Consider the following 19,917-nt stretch of genomic DNA (forward strand, 5'->3'; position numbering starts at 1 on the left):
GCACCATGAAGAAGCAGCTCTGGGACATCTCCCCGCCGGTCCACGCTGGCGCGCCCGTTTTCCCGGGTGACACCGCCTACTCGCAGCAATGGGCGGCCACCATCGGCCCCGGCTGCCCGGTCAACGTCAGTGCCATCACGATGTCACCGCACGTGGGCGCGCACGCTGATGCGCCGCTGCACTACGACGCCGACGGTGCCCCCATCGGCGAGGTCTCGCTCGAGGCCTTTCTCGGCCCCTGCCGCGTCATCCATGCCATCGGCTGCGGCCCATTGGTCAAGCCCGAGCACCTCGCGCACGCATGGGCGGGTCTTCCGGAACGTGTGCTCGTGCGCGTGTATGACCGGCAACCGCAAGACCGGTTCGACGACGCACTCCCCGCCTTCGCGCCAGAGACCGTCGAACAGCTCGCCGACCTCGGCGTGAAGCTGATCGGCATCGACAGCGCCAGCATCGACCCGGCCAGCAGCAAGACACTCGACAGCCACCAGACCATCCGCCGGCGCGGCCTGCGCGTGCTGGAGAACCTGCTGCTCGACGATGTGCCCGAAGGCGACTACGAACTCATCGCCCTGCCCCTGAAACTCACCACCGCCGACGCCAGCCCCGTGCGTGCCGTCCTTCGCTCCCTGCCATGACCATCACCCTGCAAGACTGCCGCGCGCTCGACGCGCAAGACCCGCTGCTCTCCCTGCGCGAGCTCTTCCACATTCCCCACGGCACCATCTACCTCGACGGCAACTCGCTCGGCGTGATGCCGCGCAGCGCGCCCGCGCGCGTGGCCGAAGTGGTGACGCTCGAATGGGGCACCGACCTCATCCAGAGCTGGAACAAGCACGGCTGGTTCTCCAAGCCCGGCCAGGTGGGCGACAAGATCGCGCGCCTCATCGGCGCGGCGCCCGGCACCGTCGTGGCCACCGACAGCACCTCCGTCAACCTCTTCAAGGTGCTCTCCGCCGCCATGCACCTGGCCGAGGCGGACAGTCCTGGGCGCAAGCGCATCGTGAGCGAGCGCAGCAACTTCCCGACCGACCTCTACATCGCACAAGCCCTGTGCCGCGAACGCGGCTTCGAGCTGGTGCTGGTGGAACCCGAAGAGATTTCCGCCGCGCTCACGCGCGACGTGGCGGTGCTCATGCTCACCCATGTGAACTACCGCACAGGCGCCATGCACGACATGCCCGCCGTGACCGCCGCAGCGCAGTCCACCGGCGCGCTCATGCTCTGGGACCTGGCACACAGCGCGGGCGCCGTGCCGGTGGACCTCACCGCCGCCAACGCCGACTACGCTGTGGGTTGCGGCTACAAGTACCTTAACGGCGGGCCTGGCGCACCCGCCTTCGTGTGGGTGAATCCGAAGCACGCCGATCGGTTCTGGCAGCCGCTGGCCGGCTGGTGGGGGCATGCCACCCCCTTTGAATTCACGCCCGACTACCGGCCCGCGCCCGGCATCACCCGTTACCAGTGCGGCACCCAGCCCATGATCAGCCTCGCCGCACTCGAATGCGGCGTGGATACCCTGCTCGCCGCCGAGACGCACGGCGGCATGGCCGCGCTGCGCCGCAAGTCCCTCGCGCTCACCGACCTCTTCATCTCTCTGGTGCGCGAGCGCTGCGAAGGACATGGCCTGGGCCTGGCCACCCCCATGGACCACGCGCAGCGCGGTTCGCAGGTCTGTTTGACGCGGGCAGAGGGCGCCTACGCCATCGTGCAGGCCCTCATCGCACGCGGCGTGGTGGGCGACTTCCGCGCGGGCGACGGCGATCGCCACAAAGACATCCTGCGCTTCGGCTTCACGCCGCTGTACATCGGGTTCGAAGACGTGTGGCACGCCGTCGACCACCTGCACCAGGTGCTGCAGACGGGTGAGTGGCGACGCCCCGAGTTCAACCAGAAGCATGCGGTGACGTGATGAGCAGCTGCCCTCACCACAAGCCCGAAGACATCGTGCGCGAAGAAGGTGCGCAGCTCGACTTCAGCCGCGACATGAGCTATGGGGACTACCTGCAGCTCGACGCCATCCTCAATGCGCAGAAACCCCTCTCGCCCGCGCACGACGAAATGCTCTTCATCGTGCAGCACCAGACCAGCGAACTCTGGATGAAGCTCATGCTGCACGAGCTGCGGGCCGCCATCGCGCACATCGCGAAGGACGAACTGCAGCCCGCGTTCAAGATGCTCGCGCGCGTCTCGAAAATCATGGAACAGCTGGTGCACGCCTGGGACGTGCTCGCCACCATGACCCCGCCCGAATACAGCGCGCTGCGGCCCTACCTGGCGCAGTCCAGCGGTTTCCAGAGCCACCAGTACCGCTGCATCGAATTCGCCATGGGCAACAAGAACGCAGCCATGCTCAAGCCGCACGAACACAGCCCCGAGCGCCTCGCCGCCGTGAAGGCCGCCTACGAAGCCCCGTCCCTGTACGACGAAGCCCTTCGCCTGCTTGAGCGGCGCGGCCTTCCCGTGCCCGCCAGCCACACGCAACGCGACTGGACGCAACCCTATGAAGCCAGCGACGCCGTCGAAGAAGCGTGGCTGCAGGTCTACCGCAGCCCCAACGAGCACTGGGACCTGTACCAGCTCGGCGAAGAACTCACCGACCTGGAAGACGCCTTCCGCCTCTGGCGCTTCCGCCATGTCACCACGGTGGAGCGCGTCATCGGCTTCAAGCGCGGCACCGGCGGCACGGGCGGCGTGAGCTACCTGCGCAAGATGCTCGATGTGGTGCTGTTCCCGGAGATCTGGCGGTTGCGCACGGACCTCTGACACGCGCCCGCTCCCCCCTACGCCCGGGGTAAACCCCATAACGTCGATTCCATTTCAAATATACATTTCAAATTCAAATTTGAATTTGAAATGACCACCAGAACACCGACCCGCCCCCAAACCGCCGAGCCCGCGGCAAGCAAAGCCGCGGATTCCACCCGCTCGAAGATCGTCACGGCCGCCTTGCGCGCCTTTGCCACGCGCGGGTTCGAAGCGGTTTCCCTGAAAGAAATCACCACCGCGAGCGGCGCCAACGTGGCAGCGATCCACTACCACTTCGGCTCGAAGGAAGCGCTGATCCGTGAGGTGCTGCAGTCGGTGTCCGACCCTGTGAACCGCATGCGCCGCGAACTGCTGGACGCGGCCCCGCCCGCCCCGCGCCGCACCCTGGAGCATGTGGTGGAGGCGCTGGTGGCCCCGCCGATCCGCCTGAGCTTCGATGCCATGGGCGACGGACGCCTGGTGCCGCGCCTCATCCTGCAGACGCGGGCGCTGCCCAGCGAGTTCACCACCGCCACCATCTTCCAGCAGTACGACGACACCGCCGTGCTGTTCGTGCAGGCCATGATGGACACGGAGCCCGGCCTGGGCAAGGAAGAGGCCTTCTGGCGCTACGCCTTCGCCATCGGTGCCATGCATTACATCGTCACCGACTCGGATGCAGCCAACCACCGGCTCAACCGCATCTCGGGCGGCCTGTGCGACACGGACAACCCCGACACCATCATCCAACAGCTGACCGCGTTCGTGGTCGCCGGCATGCGCGCCCGTGCACCGGCGAAGCCCGGCACCGTCCCCTTCGAAACCTGAAGAGAACCCCACCCATGCCCCGTCGCATCATCGATCTTTCCGTCACGCTGGAAGACAAGCCCACCTCGCCCAGCCACCACCGGCCGCAGATCCAGTACGCGGACCACGACCAATCCTGGGAGCTGTTCTCCCGACTGTTCCCCGGCATCGGTCCCGAATCTCTGCCGGATGGCAAGGCATGGGCGGTGGAAAAAATCTCACTGTCCACCCACGCGGGCACGCACATGGACGCGCCCTGGCACTACCACCCAACCACGGACCATGCCCTGCAGGACGGCGGCCGCCCCGCGCCGGGCATCGACGAAGTGCCGCTGGACTGGTGTCTGCGCCCCGGCGTGAAGCTGGACTTCCGCCACTTCGAGGCCGGCTATGTCGTCACCCCGCAGGACATCGAGGCCGAACTCAAACGCATTGGGCATGAACTGCAACCGCTGGACATCGTGGTGGCGAACACGCGTGCCGGTACGCGCCAGGGCCAGGAAGACTATTGGGAGAGTGCCTGCGGCTTCGGCCGCGCGGCCACGCTCTACCTGCTGGAACGCGGCGTGCGTGTGGTCGGCACCGACTCCTACAGCTGGGACGCGGCCTTCAAGTTCGTGGTGGAACGCTTCCAGCGCGACGGCGACCCTTCGATCATCTGGGAAGGCCACAAGGCAGGCCGCGACATTGGCTACTACCAGATGGAGAAGCTCTCCAACCTGGACCAGTTGCCTCCCCACGGCTTCGACGTGAGCTGCTTCCCCATCAAGATCAAGCACGGCTCGGCAGGCTGGGTCCGAGCGGTCGCCATTCTCAACGACTGACCCCCTCTTTTCTCTTTCACGAACAACCAGGAGACATTCCCATGCGCAACGCTTCCCTGCCCGTCACCCGCCGCCGCACCGTGGTGGCGGGCGCGCTCGCCCTCGCTGCCAGCCTGCCCCTGAGCGCCCTGGCGCAATCGGGCGCTTACCCGAACAGGCCGATCCAGGTGGTGGTCCCCTTCCCTGCGGGTGGCATCGTGGACAACGTCACCCGCAAACTGAACACCGAACTCAGCGCCACGCTGGGCCAGCCCCTGGTGGTGGAGAACAAGGCCGGCGCAGGTGGCTCCATCGGCGCCACGCAGGTGGCGCGCTCGAAGGCCGACGGCTACACGCTGCTGACCGCCTTCGACACGCATGCCGTCAACCCGCTGCTGTACAAGCTGGGCTTCGATTCGGAGAAAGACCTCAAGCCCATCGCGCTGATCGCGACCTCGCCGCTGGTGCTGGTGGTCCACCCCTCGGTGCCGGCCAACAGCCTGCGCGAACTGGTCGATCTGGCCAAGGCCCGGCCCGACACGCTGCACTACGCGTCCACCGGTGCGGGCAGCTCCAACCACCTCACCACGGAGCTGTTCAAGGCGACCTCCGGCGCGTCGTTCAACCATGTGCCCTACAAAGGTGGTGCACCGGCCATCACCGATGTGCTGGGTGGTCAGGTGCAGGTGATGTTCGTGAGCGTCACCTCGGTGCTGGCACACATCCGCGCGGGCAAGATGCGCGCCCTGGCCGTGACCTCGCGCGAGCGCATCCCCGCGCTGCCCGACGTGCCACCGGTGAGCGACACCTACCGCGATTTCGAGGCGCACTCCTGGGTCGGCCTGCTGGCGCCGGCCGGTGTTCCCGCCGATGTGGTGAGCAAGCTCAACGGCGGCGTGAACGCGGCGCTCAAGTCACCCGAGTTCCAGAAATTCCTGGACGAGCAGTCGCTCAAACCCGCGGGCGGCACGCCCGAGCAGTTCGACGCCTTCATGAAGGCCGAGACACGCAAGTGGGGCGAGGTCATCAAGCGCCAGAACATCCGGGTCGAGTAAGGGGGAGCGCGAGCCTCATCGCCGCCGATAAGCCCCGCAATGCTTCCCCGTCCAGCGCTTGAACGCGCGCTGGAAGGTGGGGCTGTCGCTGAAGCCCAGTTCGCTCGCCAGCTGCACGAGCGACACGCGCGACGTGGACAGGCGCGAGATGGCGAGGTCGCGCCGCAGGTCGTCCTTGAGCCATTGCAGTGAGGTGTGCTCTTCCTTCAGGTGCCGCTGCAGCGTGGACGGTGTGGTGTGCAGTTGCTCGGCCACGGCTTCCAGCGTGGGCCACTGCGGGTAGCTGCGCATGAGGTGGTTGCGCACCTTCTGCGCCACGGCACCGAAGTCGCGCGGCGGCGAAATGATCTGCGTGTACGCATCGGTGAGGAAGATGCGCAGCGCATGCTCGTCGCGGCTCACCGGCGTGTCCAGCTCCGAGGCCTGGAACCAGAAGCCGAAGCTGGGCTGCGCATAGCGCCGTGGCGCAGGAAACACCAGGTTGTAGCCCTTCTGGTCCTCCGGTTCGGGGTAGGTGAAATCGAAGTGCAGCACCGGCAGCGGCTTGTTCAGCAGCCAGGCCGCCAGGCGCCAGAGCACGCGCACCATGGTCTCCTGCGCGAACACCGGCGTGGGGGTGACGGGGTCGATCGTCTGCATGTGCAGACCGGCCTCGTCGCCGTTGGTCTGCAGCGAGAAGGTGATGTCGTCCTGCAGCAGGTTCAGGGCTTTGCTCATGCGTTTGAGGGCGTGCCGCAGGTCTGCGGCGGAGAGGCCTTCGCGCGCCGTCAGCGCGAAGCTGCCGGGCTTGAACGGGCGCGAGAACAGGCCCATGCACTCGTCCTGCATGTCGTTGAGCAAGGCATAGAAAAGGGCCACGTACTGCATGGGGGTCACCCCGGGATCGCCCGGGGTGCGCAGCGCCTGCGGGTTCACCCCAACTTGACGTAGATAGCCATCCACGTCCACGTCTTTGCCTTCCAGGCCGGAGAGCATGCCGAACACGAAAACAGGGGCAATAAAGGCACCCGGGTTTTCCCGAGGTTTACCGCGTTTGAGGTCTTTTGCCATGGTTTCAAGGTGTCTGGCAATCGCCAGGAAATGGGGCGAAGCCTAGCATCCGCCTCGTTTTCAACACAAGTTTTCCGGCCCCCGGGAACCACTGCGCAAAGGAACGTTCATGAAGCAAGACGTGTATGTCGTCGGTGTCGGCATGGTGCCGTTCACCAAACCGGGGGCGAGCGAGCCCTATCCGCAAATGGCCGCCAAGGCGGTGAACGCCGCGCTGCGCGACGCCGGGCTGGACTACGGCAAGGTGCAGCAGGCCTACGTGGGCTATGTGTACGGCGACTCCACCGCCGGCCAGCGCGCGTTGTACGAGGTGGGCATGACGGGCATCCCCGTCGTCAACGTGAACAACAACTGCTCCACCGGCTCCACCGCGCTCTTTCTCGCACGGCAGGCGGTGATGAGCGGCGCGGCCGACTGCGTGCTGGCGCTGGGCTTCGAGCAGATGAACCCCGGCGCGCTGGGTTCGGTGTTCAAGGACCGCGCGAGCGCCTTCGAGCGTTTCGACGAAGCCACCGAAGAGCTGGTGGGCCACGGTGAGATTCCGCTGGCGCTGCGCTACTTTGGTGGCGCCGGCCTGGCGCACATGCAGGAGTTCGGCACGCCGCTGAACACCTTCGCGAAGATCCGCGCCAAGGCCAGCCGCCACGCGTCCAACAACCCCCTGGCGCTGTTCCGCACCGTGGTGACGGAAGAGGAAGTGATGAACACGCCGGTGATGTGGCCGGGCGTGATGACACGCCTCATGGCCTGCCCACCCACCTGCGGTTCGGCTGCGGCCATCGTGTGTTCCGAGGCCTTCGCGAAGCAGCACGGCCTGAACACGTCGGTGCGCATCCGCGCGCAGGCCATGACCACCGACGGCCCCGCCACCTTCGGGGCGAAGGACATGCGCGAGGTGGTGGGCTTCAGCATGGCCAAGGCCTGCGCCGAGAAGGTGTACGCCGAAGCCGGCGTGGGCCCGAAGGACGTGCAGGTGGTGGAGTTGCACGACTGCTTCGCGCACAACGAGCTGTTGAGCTACGAGGCGCTGGGCCTGTGCGAACGCGGCGGCGCGCAGAAGTTCGTGGACGACGGCGACAACACCTACGGCGGCCAGGTCGTCACCAACCCTTCAGGCGGCCTGCTCTCCAAGGGACACCCGCTGGGCGCCACGGGCCTGGCGCAGTGCACCGAGCTCGTGCAGCAGCTGCGCGGTCAGGCCGAAAAGCGCCAGGTGGAAGGCGCCCGGCTGGCGCTGCAACACAACCTCGGCCTGGGCGGTGCCTGCGTGGTGACGATGTACGAAAAGGTCTGAGCATGATCGACAAGAAATTCATCGGTTACCAGCTCAAGCCCTCGGTGCTCACGGTGGACCGCACCCGCCTGCAGTTCTTCGCCAAGGCCATCGGCGAGAAAGACCCGATCTACGTGGACCCGGCCGCCGCGAAGGCCGCTGGCTACGCCGACGTGCCCGCTCCGCCCACCTTCCTGTTCGCCGCCGAGCTCGACAGCGGCGCCAACGACCAGCTGCTGGCCGACCTGGACATTCCGCTGGCCAAGCTGCTGCACGGCGAGCAATCCTTCCGCTACCTCAAGCCCGTGTGCGCGGGCGACACGGTGACGGTGCAGTCGACCATCACCGACATCTACGACAAGAAGGGCGGCAAGCTCGAATTTGCCGTGAAGGATTCGCGCGTGACGAACCAGCGCGAGGAACTCGTCGCCGAACTGCGCACTGTGCTCGTCGTCCGCCACTGACACCGAGGGAGACCCACACATGACCACATCGATCAAGGTCGGCGACCGCCTGCCCGCTCTTCAACTGCCCCCGGTGGACCGCGCCACGCTCGCGCTGTTCGGCGGCGCCTCGGGCGACCACAACCCCATCCACATCGACCTGGACTTCGCGCGCCGCTCCGGCATGCCCGACGTGTTCGCGCAGGGCATGCTGGGCATGGCCTGGGTGGGCCGGCTCATCACGCAATGGGCGCCGCAGTCGCGCCTGCGCAAGTACGACGCGCGCTTTGCCGGCATCACGCACCTGGGCAACGCCATCACCTGCACCGGCGAGGTGGTCGAGCTGTTGGACATCGACGGCGAGGCCTGCGCCCGCGTGGCGGTGAGCTCGTCCAACCAGTACGGCCAGAACAAGATCGTGGGCGAAGCCATCGTGGCTCTGGCCTGAACAACGCCTTCCAGACAGCAAGAGGACACAACGCAATGACCAAGAAACTCGACGGCAAGGTCGCCCTGATCACGGGCTCGGGACGCGGCATCGGCCGTGAAATCGCGCTCAAGCTCGCCTCCGATGGCGCGCGCCTGGTGGTCAACGACCTCGACGCCGATCCGGCACAGGAAACCGTGGAAGCCATCAAGGCCATGGGCGGCGAGGCCGTGGCCTGCGTGGGCAGCGTCACCGCCCCCGATTTCGCCGAGCGCTTCATCGGCACGGCGGTGGAGAAGTACAAGGGCATTGACATCATCGTCAACAACGCCGGCTACACCTGGGACAACGTGATCCAGAAGATGACCGACGAACAGTGGTACGCCATCCTGGACTGCCACCTCACCGCGCCCTTTCGCATCCTGCGCGCGGCGCAACCGGTGATCCGCGCGCTGTCCAAGTCCGAGACCGAGAGCGGCGTGCGCAACGTGCGCAAGGTGGTGAACATCTCGTCCATGGCCGGCGTGTTCGGCAACGTGGGCCAGACCAACTACTCGGCGGCGAAGGCCGGCATCATGGGTGTGACGCAGGCGCTGGCCAAGGAATGGGGCCGCATGAACGTCACCGTGAACTGCGTGGCTTTCGGCCTGATCAAGACACGCCTGACCGGCAGCACCGCCGACGGCGCCACCACGAACATCGACGGGCGCGACATCAAGGTCGGCGTGAACCCGGGCCTGCTGTCGATGATGGAACAGACGATACCGCTGGGCCGGGGCGGCACGCCCGAAGAGGCGGCCGGGTCCGTGTACCTGTTCTGCATCCCCGAGTCGGACTACGTCAGCGGCCAGACGCTGATCTGCTCCGGCGGCCTCACGGGCATGTGAAGCCCATGTTGCCGCGACTGCACCAGCACGCCTGGATGGACGCCGAGATCGAGGGTTTCCGCGATCAGGTCCGACGCTGCCTGTCGGACCGCTTCGCACCGCACCTCGACGCATGGCGCCGCCAGGGTTTCATCCCCCGCGAGACCTGGCGCGCCCTGGGCGAACTCGGCGCCCTGCTGCCCGAGATGCCCGAGGCCTATGGCGGCCCGGGCGCCACGCTGGCCTACCAGCTGGTGGTGCAGGATGAGATGGGCAAGCTGGAAGTGCCTGCCAACACGGCCGTGCACTCCATCGCCGCGCACTACATCCTGGACTACGGCACCGAGGAACAGAAGCTGCGCTGGCTGCCGAAGCTGGTCAGTGGCGAGATGCTGGCCGGCATCGCCATGACGGAACCGGGTGCGGGTTCGGACCTGAAGGCCATCCGCACCAAGGCCCGCCTGGCTGGCGGCGACTACGTGGTGGACGGTGCCAAGACCTTCATCACCAACGGCTTCACCGCCAACCTGCTGGTGGTGGTCGTGCGCACTGGGGAGGCCGGTGCCAAGGGCGTGTCGCTGCTGGTGATGGAGACCGAGAACCTGCCCGGCTTCAGCGTGGGCCGCCGGCTCGAGAAGCTGGGCCAGCACGCGTCAGACACGGCCGAGCTGTCGTTCGACGGCGTGCGCGTGCCGGTGGAGAACCTGCTGGGCGGCAAGGAAGGCGAAGGCTTCAAGCAGTTGATGAGCCAGCTCACCTACGAACGCTTGCTGCTCGCGGTGGGCGCGGCGGCGGTGATCGAGCGCGCGGTGGAACTCACGGTGGACTACACGAAACAGCGCAAGGCCTTCGGCCAGACGCTGGCCGACTTCCAGAACACGCGCTTCAAGCTGGCCGAGTGCGCCACGCTTGCCCACGTGGTGCGCAGCTTCGTGAACGACTGCATCCAGCGCCAGCTCGACGGCACGCTGGACAACGAAGCCGCCTACATGGCGAAGTGGTGGTGTTCCGAGCAGCAGTGCAAGGTGACGGACGAATGCCTGCAACTCTTTGGCGGCTACGGCTACATGGCCGAATACCCCATCGCCCGCCTGTACGCCGACTCGCGCGTGCAGCGCATCTACGGTGGCGCCAACGAGATCATGAAAGACCTGATCGCACGCAAGGTGGTGGGGTGATGAGCGCCGCCCGGCCGCCCGAAGGCGCTCGCACCGCAGACCGTCAGGTCGGAGGTACTCCTATTCAGCCACTGCAGCACATCCACGTGGTCGAGTTCGAGGGCATCGGCCCTGGCCCCCTGTGCGGCCGGGTGCTGGCCGACCTCGGCGCGCGCGTCACCGTCGTCGCGCGGCCGGGCACCTCGTCGGTGGTGGACAAGCTGTCGGGTGGCGGCCAGCCGCCGCTGCGCGAGGGCAAGCACATCGTCGAACTCAATCTGAAGAAACCCGAGGACGTCGCACAGGCGCTCGGCCTCATCGCCAGCTGCGACGCGCTGATCGAGGGCAACCGGCCCGGCGTGATGGAACGCCTGGGCCTGGGGCCCGCGCACTGCGCGGCGGTGAACCCGCGGCTGGTGTACGGCCGCATGACCGGCTGGGGCCAGTACGGCCCGCTGGCGAACGCGGCGGGGCACGACATCAACTACGTCGCGCTCAGCGGCATGCTCTCGCTCTCGGCGGTGCACGGCCAGTTGCCCGTGTCGCCACCCACGGTGCTGGGCGATGCCGGTGGTGCGCTCGGCCTGGCGCTGGGCATCGCCTGCGGCGTGCTGCAGGCGCGGCAGACTGGCCAGGGCTGCGTGGTGGATTCGGCCATCGTCGACGTGGTCGCGATGCTCGGTGGCCTGGCGCAGTGGATCGCCGGCAGCGGCGGTCTCGGTGGCCCCACGCCCAGCGTGTTCCACGACTCGCCGTTCTACGACGTATACCGCTGTGCGGACGGCGGCTTCGTCACGCTGGGCGCCATCGAGCCGCAGTTCTACGCACTGCTGCTGCAGAAGCTGGGCCTGGACGACGTGAGCCCGGCTGCGCAGTTCGACACCGCCGCCTGGCCCGTGCTCAAGGAACGCGTGCGCGCCCTCTTCCTCACACAGCCGCGCCAGCACTGGTGCGACCTGCTGGAAGGCACGGACGCGTGCTTCGCGCCGGTGCTCACGCTCGACGAGGCGGCACGCCACCCGCACAACGCGGCGCGTGGCGTGTTCAAACAGACGACCACGGGCGAACGTCGCACCAGCGCCGCGCCCCGTTTCTCCCCTTTGCAAGAGGCCCCCACCCATGACTGAAGCCCGGCAACCACCGGCCATGCTGGAAGCGCGCGACCTCACCCTGAAATTCGGCGGCGTCACCGCGCTCTCGGAGATTTCGGTGGACATTGGCCACCACGAGCTGGTGGCCCTCATCGGCCCCAATGGCGCGGGCAAGAGCTCGCTGCTGAACGTGCTCTCGGGCTTCTACCGCCCGAGCCAGGGCACGGTTCGCTTCGAGGGCAACGACATCGGCCGCTGGCCGGTGCACCGCGTGGCCCAGGCCGGCCTGGCGCGCACCTTCCAGGGCACCCACCTGCTGCCGCACATGAGCGTGCTCGACAACATCCTCGTCGGCCGCTACATGCACATGAAGAGCACGCTGACCACCGCCTTCTTCTACTACCCCTTCGCGCACCGCGAAGAGGTGGCGCAGCGCGCCGTGGCCGAAGAGATCCTGGGTTTCCTGGAGCTCGAACATCTGCGCCACCACCCGGTGGGCACACTCGGCTATGGCATGCGCAAGCGCGTGGACCTGGGCCGCGCGCTGGCGATGGAGCCGCGCATGCTGCTGCTGGACGAGCCCATGGCCGGCATGAACACCGAAGAGAAGGAAGACCTGGCGCGCTTCATCCTCGACATCCGCGAATCGCGAAAGATCCCGGTGGTGCTGGTGGAGCACGACATGGGCGTGGTGATGGACATCGCCGACCGCGTGATCGTGCTGAACTTCGGCCGCAAGATCGCCGACGCCACGCCCGCCGCCGTGCAGAAGGACGAACACGTGATCTCCGCCTATCTGGGAGGACACCAATGAACCCCCACGCTCCATCGCTGCGCGAGTCGCTGCCCCCCAGGGGGGCTGATCCGGCTTGGGGCGGCCCGGCGCCGGATCGCATGAGCGCCGCGCACAACAAGACCCCGCAAACCCTCGCGCAATGGCTGGTGCACAACGCCGCCACGCGTGGCGGCGAAGTGGCACAGCGCCACAAGCGCGAAGGGGTGTGGAAGGAATTCAGCTGGACCGACGTGCGCGACGAAGTGCGTGCGCTGGCGCTGGGCCTGCGCGCACGCGGTGTGCAGCGCGGCCAGACCGTGGTGCTGCTGAGCGAGAACCGGCCCGAGCTCTACTGGGCCGAGTGGGCCGCCATGGCGGTGGGCGCCAAGGTGGTGGCGCTCTACCCCGACGCGTCCGAGGCCGAGGTGGACTACATCGTCGGCGATTCGCATGCGGTGTGCGTGTTTGCCGAAGACCAGGAACAGGTCGACAAGGTGCTGCCCGTGATGGCGCGCCACGCCGACCTGCAGACCGTGGTGTGGTGGGAGTCGGGTGGCCTGTGGTCGTACCGGAACGAGGGCCTGCTCGGCTGGGATGTTTTCCGCACCGCGCAGCACGACGTGCAGCCCGCCGATGCCGCCTGGTTCGATCAGTCCGTGGCGCAGGGCCAGAGCAACGACATCGCCGTGCTGTCCTACACCTCGGGCACCACCGGCGTGCCCAAGGGCGTGATCACCACGCACGCCTCGCTCATGCACAACGCCGACCTGATCGCGCGTTCGATGCATGTACCCGAAGGCGGCGAGTACCTCTCGTACATCCCGCTCTCCTGGGCCACCGAGCAGTGGGTGGGCGTGACCATGGGCCTGATGCGGCCGCTGCGCGTGAGCTTCGCGGAACGGCCGGACCAGATCCAGGAAGCCATCCGCGAACTGGCCTGCGAGATGGTGTTCTTCGGACCGCGCCAATGGGAAAGCCTGGCCGCGCGCGTGCACGCCCGCATGCTCGATGCCCCGCCCTGGCGGCAGAAGGTGGTGGACTGGGGGTTGCGCATCGGGCGCCTGGCCCGCGCGGACCAGATGGACACCCGCGCACGTTCGTGGTGGGTGCGCGCCCTGCTGCCCGTGGCCGATGCGCTGGTGCTGCGCCCGCTGCGCGAGCAGCTCGGCCTCAAGCGCTCGCGCATCGCCTTCACCGGCGGCGCGGCGGTGGCGCCCGACATCTTCCGCCTGTTCGCGGCCATGGGCGTGATGCTGCGCAACGTGTACGGCTGCAGCGAGTTCGGCCTGATCACGGTGCACCAGGGCGCGCGCGTCAACGCCGAAACCATCGGCGAGACCGTGGCCATGGCCAGCGCCTGGGGCGTGCCGATGGAATGGCGCGTGGCCGAAGACAGCGGCCTGGAAGTGCGCGGCGGCGCGGGCTTCGCCGGCTACTGGGGCAAGCCCGAGAAGACCGCTGAAAAGATGAACGGCGACTGGTTCCAGACCGGCGACGCGGTGGGCCTGGGACCGGGCACCGGCGAGCTCGTCTACTACGACCGCGTGGAGCACATGAGCCGCCTGAAGGGCGGGCACCTGTTCTCCAAGCAGTTCATCGAGGTGCGGCTGCGCTTCTCGCCTTACATCCGCGAGGTGATGGTGGTCGGCGACGCGACACGCGAGCGCGTCACGGCGCTGGTCAACATCGACGGTGAGGTGTTCGGGCGCTGGGCCGAGCGCAACGGCGTGTCGTTCACCACCTTCACCGACCTGTCGCAGCGCCCCGAGGTGCTGGCCCAGGTGGCGCGCGAGATCGCCAGCGTCAACCAGGCCCTGCCCGAGGCGGCCCGGCTCACGCACTTCGTGAACCTGCCCAAGGAGCTGGACGCCGACGAGGGTGAACTCACCCGCACCCGCAAGCTCAAGCGCGACTTCATCGAACAGCGCTACGGCGTGCTCATCGACGCGATGTACACCGGCCGCCCCGCGGCGACGATCGAGATCCCCGTGCGCTACCAGGACGGCCGCGCCGGCGTGCTGCGCGCCGACGTCACCACCGGGCGCGTGCCCACCTCCGCTGCCATGGAGACCTGAACCCATGATCGACTTCTTCAACTACCTCCTCAACGGGTTCCTGCAAGGCCAGATCTACGCCCTGCTGGCGCTGGGTTTCATGGTGATCTACCGCGCCAGCAAGGTGTTCAACTTCGCGCAGGGCGAGCTGATGATGCTCGGTGCCTACGCGGTGTGGACGCTCACGCTGGGCGCGAACCTCTCGCCCTGGCTGTCGATTCCGCTGGCCTTCGTCTGCGCGCTGATCTACGGCTGGCTCATCGAGCGCCTGTTCTTCGAACGGCTGGTTGGCGAGTCGGTGTTCTCCATGGTGATGGTGACCATCGGCCTGGTGATCCTGATCCGCGGCATCGTGCTCGTGGTGTGGGGTGCGGCCGACCGCCAGTTCCCCGTGCTGCTGCCACCCGCGCCCTTCATCGTCGGCGACATGATCTTCCCGTCCTCGCTGGTGATCGGTGCCGTGCTCACACTGGTGGTCACCATGGGCATGTCGTGGTTCTTCAACCGCACCCGCGCCGGCCTCACGCTCACCGCCGTGGCCGAGGAACCGACCACGGCCATCTCGCTCGGCATCTCGGTCAAGCGCGCGGTCACGCTGGCCTGGATGATGGGTTCGGTCATCGCCACCGCCGGCGCCATCGTGCTGCTCAGCGGCCGCTCGCTCACCGTGGGCACCGCCGACGTGGCCCTGGCCGCGCTGCCGGTCGCCCTGCTCGCCGGGCTGGAATCCATCGGTGGCCTCATCCTCGCGGGCGCCATCGTCGGCATCGTGCAGGCGCTCGTGGCGGCCTACGTCGACCCCGCGATTGGCGGCTCCGCCTCGTCCATCGTGCCCTTTGTTTTCATGCTGCTGATCCTGCTGGTGCGACCCACCGGCCTGTTCGGCTGGCGCCACGTGGAGCGTGTGTGATGGACCCGTCCGGCATTTTCTTCACCAGCCACGCGGGCGACCGCTCGCTGATCCGCACGCGCCCGCAATGGGCCTGCCTCATCGCGCTGCTGTTCGTGCTGGCCACCGCGCCCTGGTGGGCGTCGGACCGCTGGGTCAGCATCGGCTACACCACCTTCATCACCGCGGTGGCGGTGATCGGCCTGCAGATCTGCACGGGCTACGCGGGCCAGATCAACCTCGGGCAGTCGGCCTTCATGGGCGTGGGCGCCTACGGTGCGGCCCTGGCCATGTCGGCCGGGTGGGACGCGCTCGCCGCCCTGCTCATCGGTGGCATGGGTGCGGCGCTGTTCGGCGTGATGTTCGGCCTCACCGCCGCGCGCATCAAGGGCTTCTACCTCGCCCTCACCACCATCGCGGCGCAGGCGCTGTTCCACTTCCTGGTGCTCAACCTGCCGCAGGCCTGGCTGGGGGGTGCGGGTGGCCTGCATGTCGAATCGGCCACCACCTTCGGCATCTCGCTCAACAACGACCGCGCGATCTACTGGTTCTCGTTCATCGTGCTGGTGGTGATGACCGCCGGGGCCTTCGGCATCGTGCGCTCGCGCCACGGCCGCAGCTTCGAGGCGGTGCGCGACGACGACGTGGCCGCCGGGATGATGGGCATTCCCGTGGCCGCCACCAAGGCGCGCGCGTTCCTGGTGAGTGCGTTCTACGCCGGCGTGGCCGGCGGCCTGTGGGTGGTGGCGCTGCGGCACGTGTCGGTGGAGCAGTTCACGCTGTTCAACGCCATCTGGATGATCGCGATGATGATCGTCGGCGGCCTGGGCTCCATCGTCGGTGCCCTCATCGGCACGGTGCTGATCCAGCTGGCCCGCGAAGGCGTGACCAGCCTGGGCCCGAGCGTCATCCAGTGGGTGCCCGCGGTGGGGCAGGACTTCGTCTTCGCCGCCATGAACGTGCTGCTGGGCACCGTGATCATCCTCTTCCTGCTCTTCGAGCCGAAGGGCGTCATGCACCGCATCAACATCTCGAAGAAAGCGTACCGACTCTGGCCGTTCCCGTACTGACCGCCAGGGGCGGCACCCATCACGACAACAAGGAGACAACATGCGAACCCTGAGAAGCTGGGCGGTGCGAACCGCCACCCTGGCGGGCCTGCTCGTATCGGCCGCCCTGCCCTCCACCGCACAGACCGTGTACCAGGTCCCGGCCATGTCGGACTTCTCCGGGCCGTTCTCGTCCATCATGCCGATGATGGCTGGCGGCCGGGAAGCGGTGGCCACCTGGTGGAACACCGAGGTGGGCGCGAAGATGGGTGTGAAGGTCGAGTTGAAAAGCTACGACACGCGCTACGACGCCGCGCAGACCGCCAGCCTGTGGCCCGGCGTGCTGGCCACGAAACCGCTGGTGGGCCTTTCCGCCGGCGGGCCGGACACCGCCGCCCTGCAGCAGCGCCTGCCCACCGACAAGGTGGTGATGATCTCGGGCTCGGCGGCCAACGGCTCGGGCTGGCGCCCCAACCAGTGGGTGCTCACGCCACGGCCCACCTTCGTGCACGAGATCGCCGGCTTCATCGAGTGGTACCAGAAGACGAAGACGCCGGGCCGCCCGCTCAAGGCCGCGATGTTCACCACCGAGGCCTCGCCCAGCTTCGCCGACATGGCCAAGGGCGTGGCCGCCTACGCCAAGGCGAAGCCGAACGTGGTGAACCTGGTCGAGATGGTGTTCGTGGACGTGCAGCCCACCGACGTGACGCTGCAGCTGCGCCGCGTGCTCAACGCGGGCGCCGAGGTCATCCTCGTGCCCACCAACATCCAGCAGGCCGTGGCCGTGAAGCGCGCCATGCAGGCACTGGGCAAGAACGTCCCCATCGTGCACGGCCTGCAGAACTCGCCCGGCATGCTGCAGAAGCTGGTGGGCAGCATGGCGGCCATGGAAGGTGACTACGAGATGCACGGCGGCGTGATCACCAGCGACGAAGAGAACGACGCGAAGAAGTTCTACGACATGCTGGTGGCGAAGCACGGCATGAAGGTGCCCTGGCACGCCATCACCTCGCTGGGCATGACGCAGACGCTGCTCGCACTGCGCGCGGTGGAGGTGGCCGCGAAGAAGCACGGCCCCGACAAGCTCACCGGCGAGCACATCCACAGCGCCATGCTGGAGACGACCTTCCCTGCGAAGGACTTCTTCGGCCTCACAGGCGGCGATCTCGACTTCTCGGTCGAGGCGCCCTTCCCCACCAAAGACCCCCGCATCAACATCGGCCAGGTGGTCGGCGGCAAGCTGGTCACCGTGGCCAAGGGTGTGCCGGTGCCGCAGCTCGCCAAGTGGTGACCGATTTTTCCGCAGCCATCCATTCCAACCAGGAGACCTCATGAACGCACTGAAGAACTGGGCGGCCCGTGCCGCCATCGTGGCGGGAGCCGCCACCTCGGCCCTGTCGCCCGCCACCGCGCAGACGGTGTACCAGGTGCCTGCGCTGTCCGACTACTCGGGCCCCTTCGCGGCCATCATGCCCATGCTGGGCCCGGGCCGCGACGGCGTGGTGGCCTGGTGGAACGCCGAGGTGGGTTCCAAGCTCAACGTGAAGCTCGAACTCAAGACCTACGACACGCGTTACGACACCGCGCAGACCGCCAGCCTGTGGCCCGGCGTGCTGGCCACCAAGCCGGTGATCGGCCTGTCGCTCGGCGGCCCCGACACCTCGGCGCTGCAGCAGCGCCTGCCCACCGACAAGGTGCCGATGATCCTGGGCTCGGCGGCCACCGGTTTCGGCTGGCGCCCCAACCAGTGGGTGATGGCCACGCGGCCCACCTTCGTGCACGAGGTCACCGGCTTCGTCGAGTGGTTCCAGAAGAACAAGGCCGGCGGCACGCGCCCGGTCAAGGTGGCCATGTTCACCACCGAAGCCTCGCCCACCTTCGCCGATCTGGGCAAGGGTGTGACCGCCTACGCCAAGGCCAACCCGTCGATCGTGAACCTGGTGGAAATGGTCTACGTGGAACCGCAGCCCGCCGACGTGACGCTGCAGCTGCGCCGCGTGCTCAACGCCGGTGCCGAGCTGGTGCTGGTGCCCACCAACATCCAGCAGGCCGTGGCCGTGAAGCGCGCGATGCAGGCCCTGGGCAAGAACGTGCCCATCGCCTACAGCATCCAGAACTCGCCCGCGATGCTGCAGAAGCTGGTGGGCAGCATGGAAGCCATGAACGGTGACTACGAGGTGCACGCGGGCGTGATCGCCACCGAGGAGGCTTCCGAGGCCAAGCAGTTCTACGACATGCTGGTGGCCCGCTACGGCCTGAAGGCACCGTGGCACTCGATCACCACCATCGGCATGAGCCAGGCGCTGGTGATGGTTCGCGTGGTGGAAGCCGCCGCGAAAAAGCACGGCGGCGACAAGCTCACCGGCGAGATCCTCTACAACACGCTGCTCGAAACGCACTTCCCCGCCAAGGATTTCTACGGCTTCACCGGCGGTGGCGACATCGACTTCTCCGTCGAGGCCCCCTTCCCCACGAAAGACCCGCGCGTGAACATCGGCCAGGTGGTGGGCGGCAAGCTGACCACGGTGGCCAAGGGCGTGCCGGTGCCCAGGCTGGCCAAGTGGTGAGCGTGGGCAGCGAAGTGAGCAACGCCGTGTCCGAACCGCTGATCGCGCTGAACAACGTCGAGGTGCTGTACGCCGACGTGATCCTTTCGCTCAAAGGCATCACGCTGCAGGTGGCTTCGGGGGGATGCACCGTGCTGCTGGGCCCCAATGGGGCTGGCAAGAGCACCACCCTCAAGACCATCTCCGGCATGCTCGATGTGGAGGAAGGCCGCGTGGCGTCGGGCAATGTGCGCATGCTCGGCAAGGACATCACCGGCGTCTCCGCCGAGCAGATGGTGGCCGAGGGCGTGGTGCACGTGGTCGAGGGGCGCAAGGTGCTGCGCCACATGACCGCGGAGCAGAACCTCGTGGTGGGCGGCCACCGCCTCACGCGCATGGCCGACGTGAAGCAGGGCCTGGAGCGGGTGTATGGCCTGATACCGCGCCTGGCCGAGCTGCGCACGCGCACCGCCGGCTACCTCTCGGGTGGCGAGCAGCAACTGCTGCTGATCGGCCGCGCCATGATGGCCAGGCCCCGGTTGCTGATGATCGACGAGCCCTCCCTCGGCCTCGCGCCGCTGATGGTGAAGGAGATCTTCGACCTGCTCGGCAAGCTGCGCGCAGAAGGCGTGTCGCTGCTCATCGTGGAGCAGCACGCCCAGGCTGCACTGGAGCTGGCCGACCACGGCTACATCCTGGAGAACGGCCGCGTGGTGCTGGAAGGCACGGCCGCCGAGCTGCGCGCCAACGAAGACATCCAGGAGTTCTACCTGGGCAACCAGGCGAGCGGCGAGCGGAAGAACTACCGTGAAGTCAAACATTACCGTCGACGGAAAAGGTGGCTGGGCTGACGCCCACCCCCGCGCCGCCTTCGGCGTCACCCC

General features: G+C 67.5%; 20 protein-coding genes. 19 read left to right on the forward strand and 1 reads right to left on the reverse strand.

Translation table 11 applies throughout. From position 1 onward, the window contains the following. Window positions 1-5: 5 nt before the first annotated feature. The 6 genes from kynB to J2X09_RS12435 all read left to right on the forward strand — a co-directional run bounded on the left by kynB (window position 6) and on the right by J2X09_RS12435 (window position 5,413). Window positions 6-638, forward strand: coding sequence for an arylformamidase (kynB, locus tag J2X09_RS12410; RefSeq protein WP_204733786.1), 633 nt, complete (start codon window positions 6-8; stop codon window positions 636-638). Then, complete coding sequence (gene kynU / locus J2X09_RS12415; protein WP_204733785.1) at window positions 635-1,912, forward strand: kynureninase; 1,278 nt, start codon at window positions 635-637, stop codon at window positions 1,910-1,912. The genes kynB and kynU overlap by 4 nt, the downstream gene beginning before the upstream one ends. Continuing rightward, the gene (gene kynA, locus J2X09_RS12420; protein ID WP_204733784.1) at window positions 1,912-2,766 is read left to right on the forward strand and encodes a tryptophan 2,3-dioxygenase; all 855 of its coding nucleotides are present in this window, start codon (window positions 1,912-1,914) and stop codon (window positions 2,764-2,766) included. The genes kynU and kynA overlap by 1 nt, the downstream gene beginning before the upstream one ends. 90 nt (window positions 2,767-2,856) lie before the next feature. Next, window positions 2,857-3,576 carry a TetR/AcrR family transcriptional regulator gene (locus tag J2X09_RS12425; RefSeq protein WP_204733783.1) on the forward strand — a complete coding sequence of 240 codons (720 nt, stop codon included), beginning with the start codon at window positions 2,857-2,859 and terminating at the stop codon, window positions 3,574-3,576. 14 nt (window positions 3,577-3,590) lie between these two features. Then, a complete protein-coding gene (locus tag J2X09_RS12430) occupies window positions 3,591-4,379 on the forward strand; it encodes a cyclase family protein (RefSeq protein ID WP_204733782.1) in 789 nt (262 codons plus the stop codon). A gap of 41 nt (window positions 4,380-4,420) precedes the next feature. Next, window positions 4,421-5,413, forward strand: a complete 993-nt coding sequence (locus J2X09_RS12435) for a Bug family tripartite tricarboxylate transporter substrate binding protein (RefSeq protein WP_204733781.1) — start codon at window positions 4,421-4,423, stop codon at window positions 5,411-5,413. A gap of 15 nt (window positions 5,414-5,428) precedes the next feature. Here the strand turns inward: J2X09_RS12435 and J2X09_RS12440 are convergent, their stop codons facing one another. Next, window positions 5,429-6,463, reverse strand: coding sequence for an AraC family transcriptional regulator (locus J2X09_RS12440; protein ID WP_204733780.1), 1,035 nt, complete (start codon window positions 6,461-6,463; stop codon window positions 5,429-5,431). 109 nt (window positions 6,464-6,572) lie between these two features. Here J2X09_RS12440 and J2X09_RS12445 point away from each other — a divergent pair, with 109 nt between their 5' ends. Genes J2X09_RS12445 through J2X09_RS12505 form a run of 13 tightly spaced genes read left to right on the forward strand, consistent with a single transcriptional unit; the run spans window position 6,573 to window position 19,884 of the window. After that, window positions 6,573-7,757 (forward strand): lipid-transfer protein, encoded by a 1,185-nt coding sequence (locus J2X09_RS12445; protein WP_204733779.1) that lies wholly within the window; start codon window positions 6,573-6,575, stop codon window positions 7,755-7,757. Window positions 7,758-7,759: 2 nt separating this feature from the next. Continuing rightward, on the forward strand, window positions 7,760-8,200 hold the full coding sequence (locus tag J2X09_RS12450) for a MaoC family dehydratase N-terminal domain-containing protein (protein WP_204733778.1): 441 nt from the start codon (window positions 7,760-7,762) through the stop codon (window positions 8,198-8,200). Window positions 8,201-8,219: 19 nt separating this feature from the next. Further along, the gene (locus J2X09_RS12455; RefSeq protein ID WP_204733777.1) at window positions 8,220-8,627 is read left to right on the forward strand and encodes a MaoC family dehydratase; all 408 of its coding nucleotides are present in this window, start codon (window positions 8,220-8,222) and stop codon (window positions 8,625-8,627) included. Window positions 8,628-8,662: 35 nt separating this feature from the next. Then, the gene (locus J2X09_RS12460) at window positions 8,663-9,493 is read left to right on the forward strand and encodes an SDR family NAD(P)-dependent oxidoreductase (RefSeq protein WP_204733776.1); all 831 of its coding nucleotides are present in this window, start codon (window positions 8,663-8,665) and stop codon (window positions 9,491-9,493) included. A 5-nt stretch (window positions 9,494-9,498) separates the two neighbouring features. Beyond that, window positions 9,499-10,650, forward strand: a complete 1,152-nt coding sequence (locus tag J2X09_RS12465; RefSeq protein WP_204733775.1) for an acyl-CoA dehydrogenase family protein — start codon at window positions 9,499-9,501, stop codon at window positions 10,648-10,650. Continuing rightward, entirely contained in the window at window positions 10,650-11,756 is a 1,107-nt protein-coding gene (locus J2X09_RS12470; protein WP_204733774.1) for a CaiB/BaiF CoA transferase family protein, read from the forward strand. Before J2X09_RS12465 ends, J2X09_RS12470 begins: the two co-directional genes overlap by 1 nt. Beyond that, complete coding sequence (locus J2X09_RS12475; RefSeq protein WP_310308404.1) at window positions 11,749-12,534, forward strand: ABC transporter ATP-binding protein; 786 nt, start codon at window positions 11,749-11,751, stop codon at window positions 12,532-12,534. Before J2X09_RS12470 ends, J2X09_RS12475 begins: the two co-directional genes overlap by 8 nt. Next, on the forward strand, window positions 12,531-14,570 hold the full coding sequence (locus J2X09_RS12480) for an AMP-dependent synthetase/ligase (protein ID WP_310308406.1): 2,040 nt from the start codon (window positions 12,531-12,533) through the stop codon (window positions 14,568-14,570). Before J2X09_RS12475 ends, J2X09_RS12480 begins: the two co-directional genes overlap by 4 nt. 4 nt (window positions 14,571-14,574) lie before the next feature. Continuing rightward, on the forward strand, window positions 14,575-15,459 hold the full coding sequence (locus J2X09_RS12485) for a branched-chain amino acid ABC transporter permease (RefSeq protein ID WP_204733773.1): 885 nt from the start codon (window positions 14,575-14,577) through the stop codon (window positions 15,457-15,459). After that, window positions 15,459-16,508 (forward strand): branched-chain amino acid ABC transporter permease, encoded by a 1,050-nt coding sequence (locus J2X09_RS12490; RefSeq protein WP_204733772.1) that lies wholly within the window; start codon window positions 15,459-15,461, stop codon window positions 16,506-16,508. The genes J2X09_RS12485 and J2X09_RS12490 overlap by 1 nt, the downstream gene beginning before the upstream one ends. Window positions 16,509-16,548: 40 nt before the next feature. Then, the gene (locus J2X09_RS12495; RefSeq protein WP_204733771.1) at window positions 16,549-17,778 is read left to right on the forward strand and encodes an ABC transporter substrate-binding protein; all 1,230 of its coding nucleotides are present in this window, start codon (window positions 16,549-16,551) and stop codon (window positions 17,776-17,778) included. Window positions 17,779-17,818: 40 nt separating this feature from the next. Continuing rightward, on the forward strand, window positions 17,819-19,054 hold the full coding sequence (locus J2X09_RS12500; protein WP_204733770.1) for an ABC transporter substrate-binding protein: 1,236 nt from the start codon (window positions 17,819-17,821) through the stop codon (window positions 19,052-19,054). Beyond that, on the forward strand, window positions 19,051-19,884 hold the full coding sequence (locus tag J2X09_RS12505) for an ABC transporter ATP-binding protein (protein WP_310308409.1): 834 nt from the start codon (window positions 19,051-19,053) through the stop codon (window positions 19,882-19,884). Before J2X09_RS12500 ends, J2X09_RS12505 begins: the two co-directional genes overlap by 4 nt. Window positions 19,885-19,917: the final 33 nt, after the last annotated feature.

Origin of the sequence: Hydrogenophaga laconesensis (assembly GCF_031457235.1) — a bacterium.
Lineage (GTDB): Bacteria > Pseudomonadota > Gammaproteobacteria > Burkholderiales > Burkholderiaceae_C > Hydrogenophaga > Hydrogenophaga laconesensis.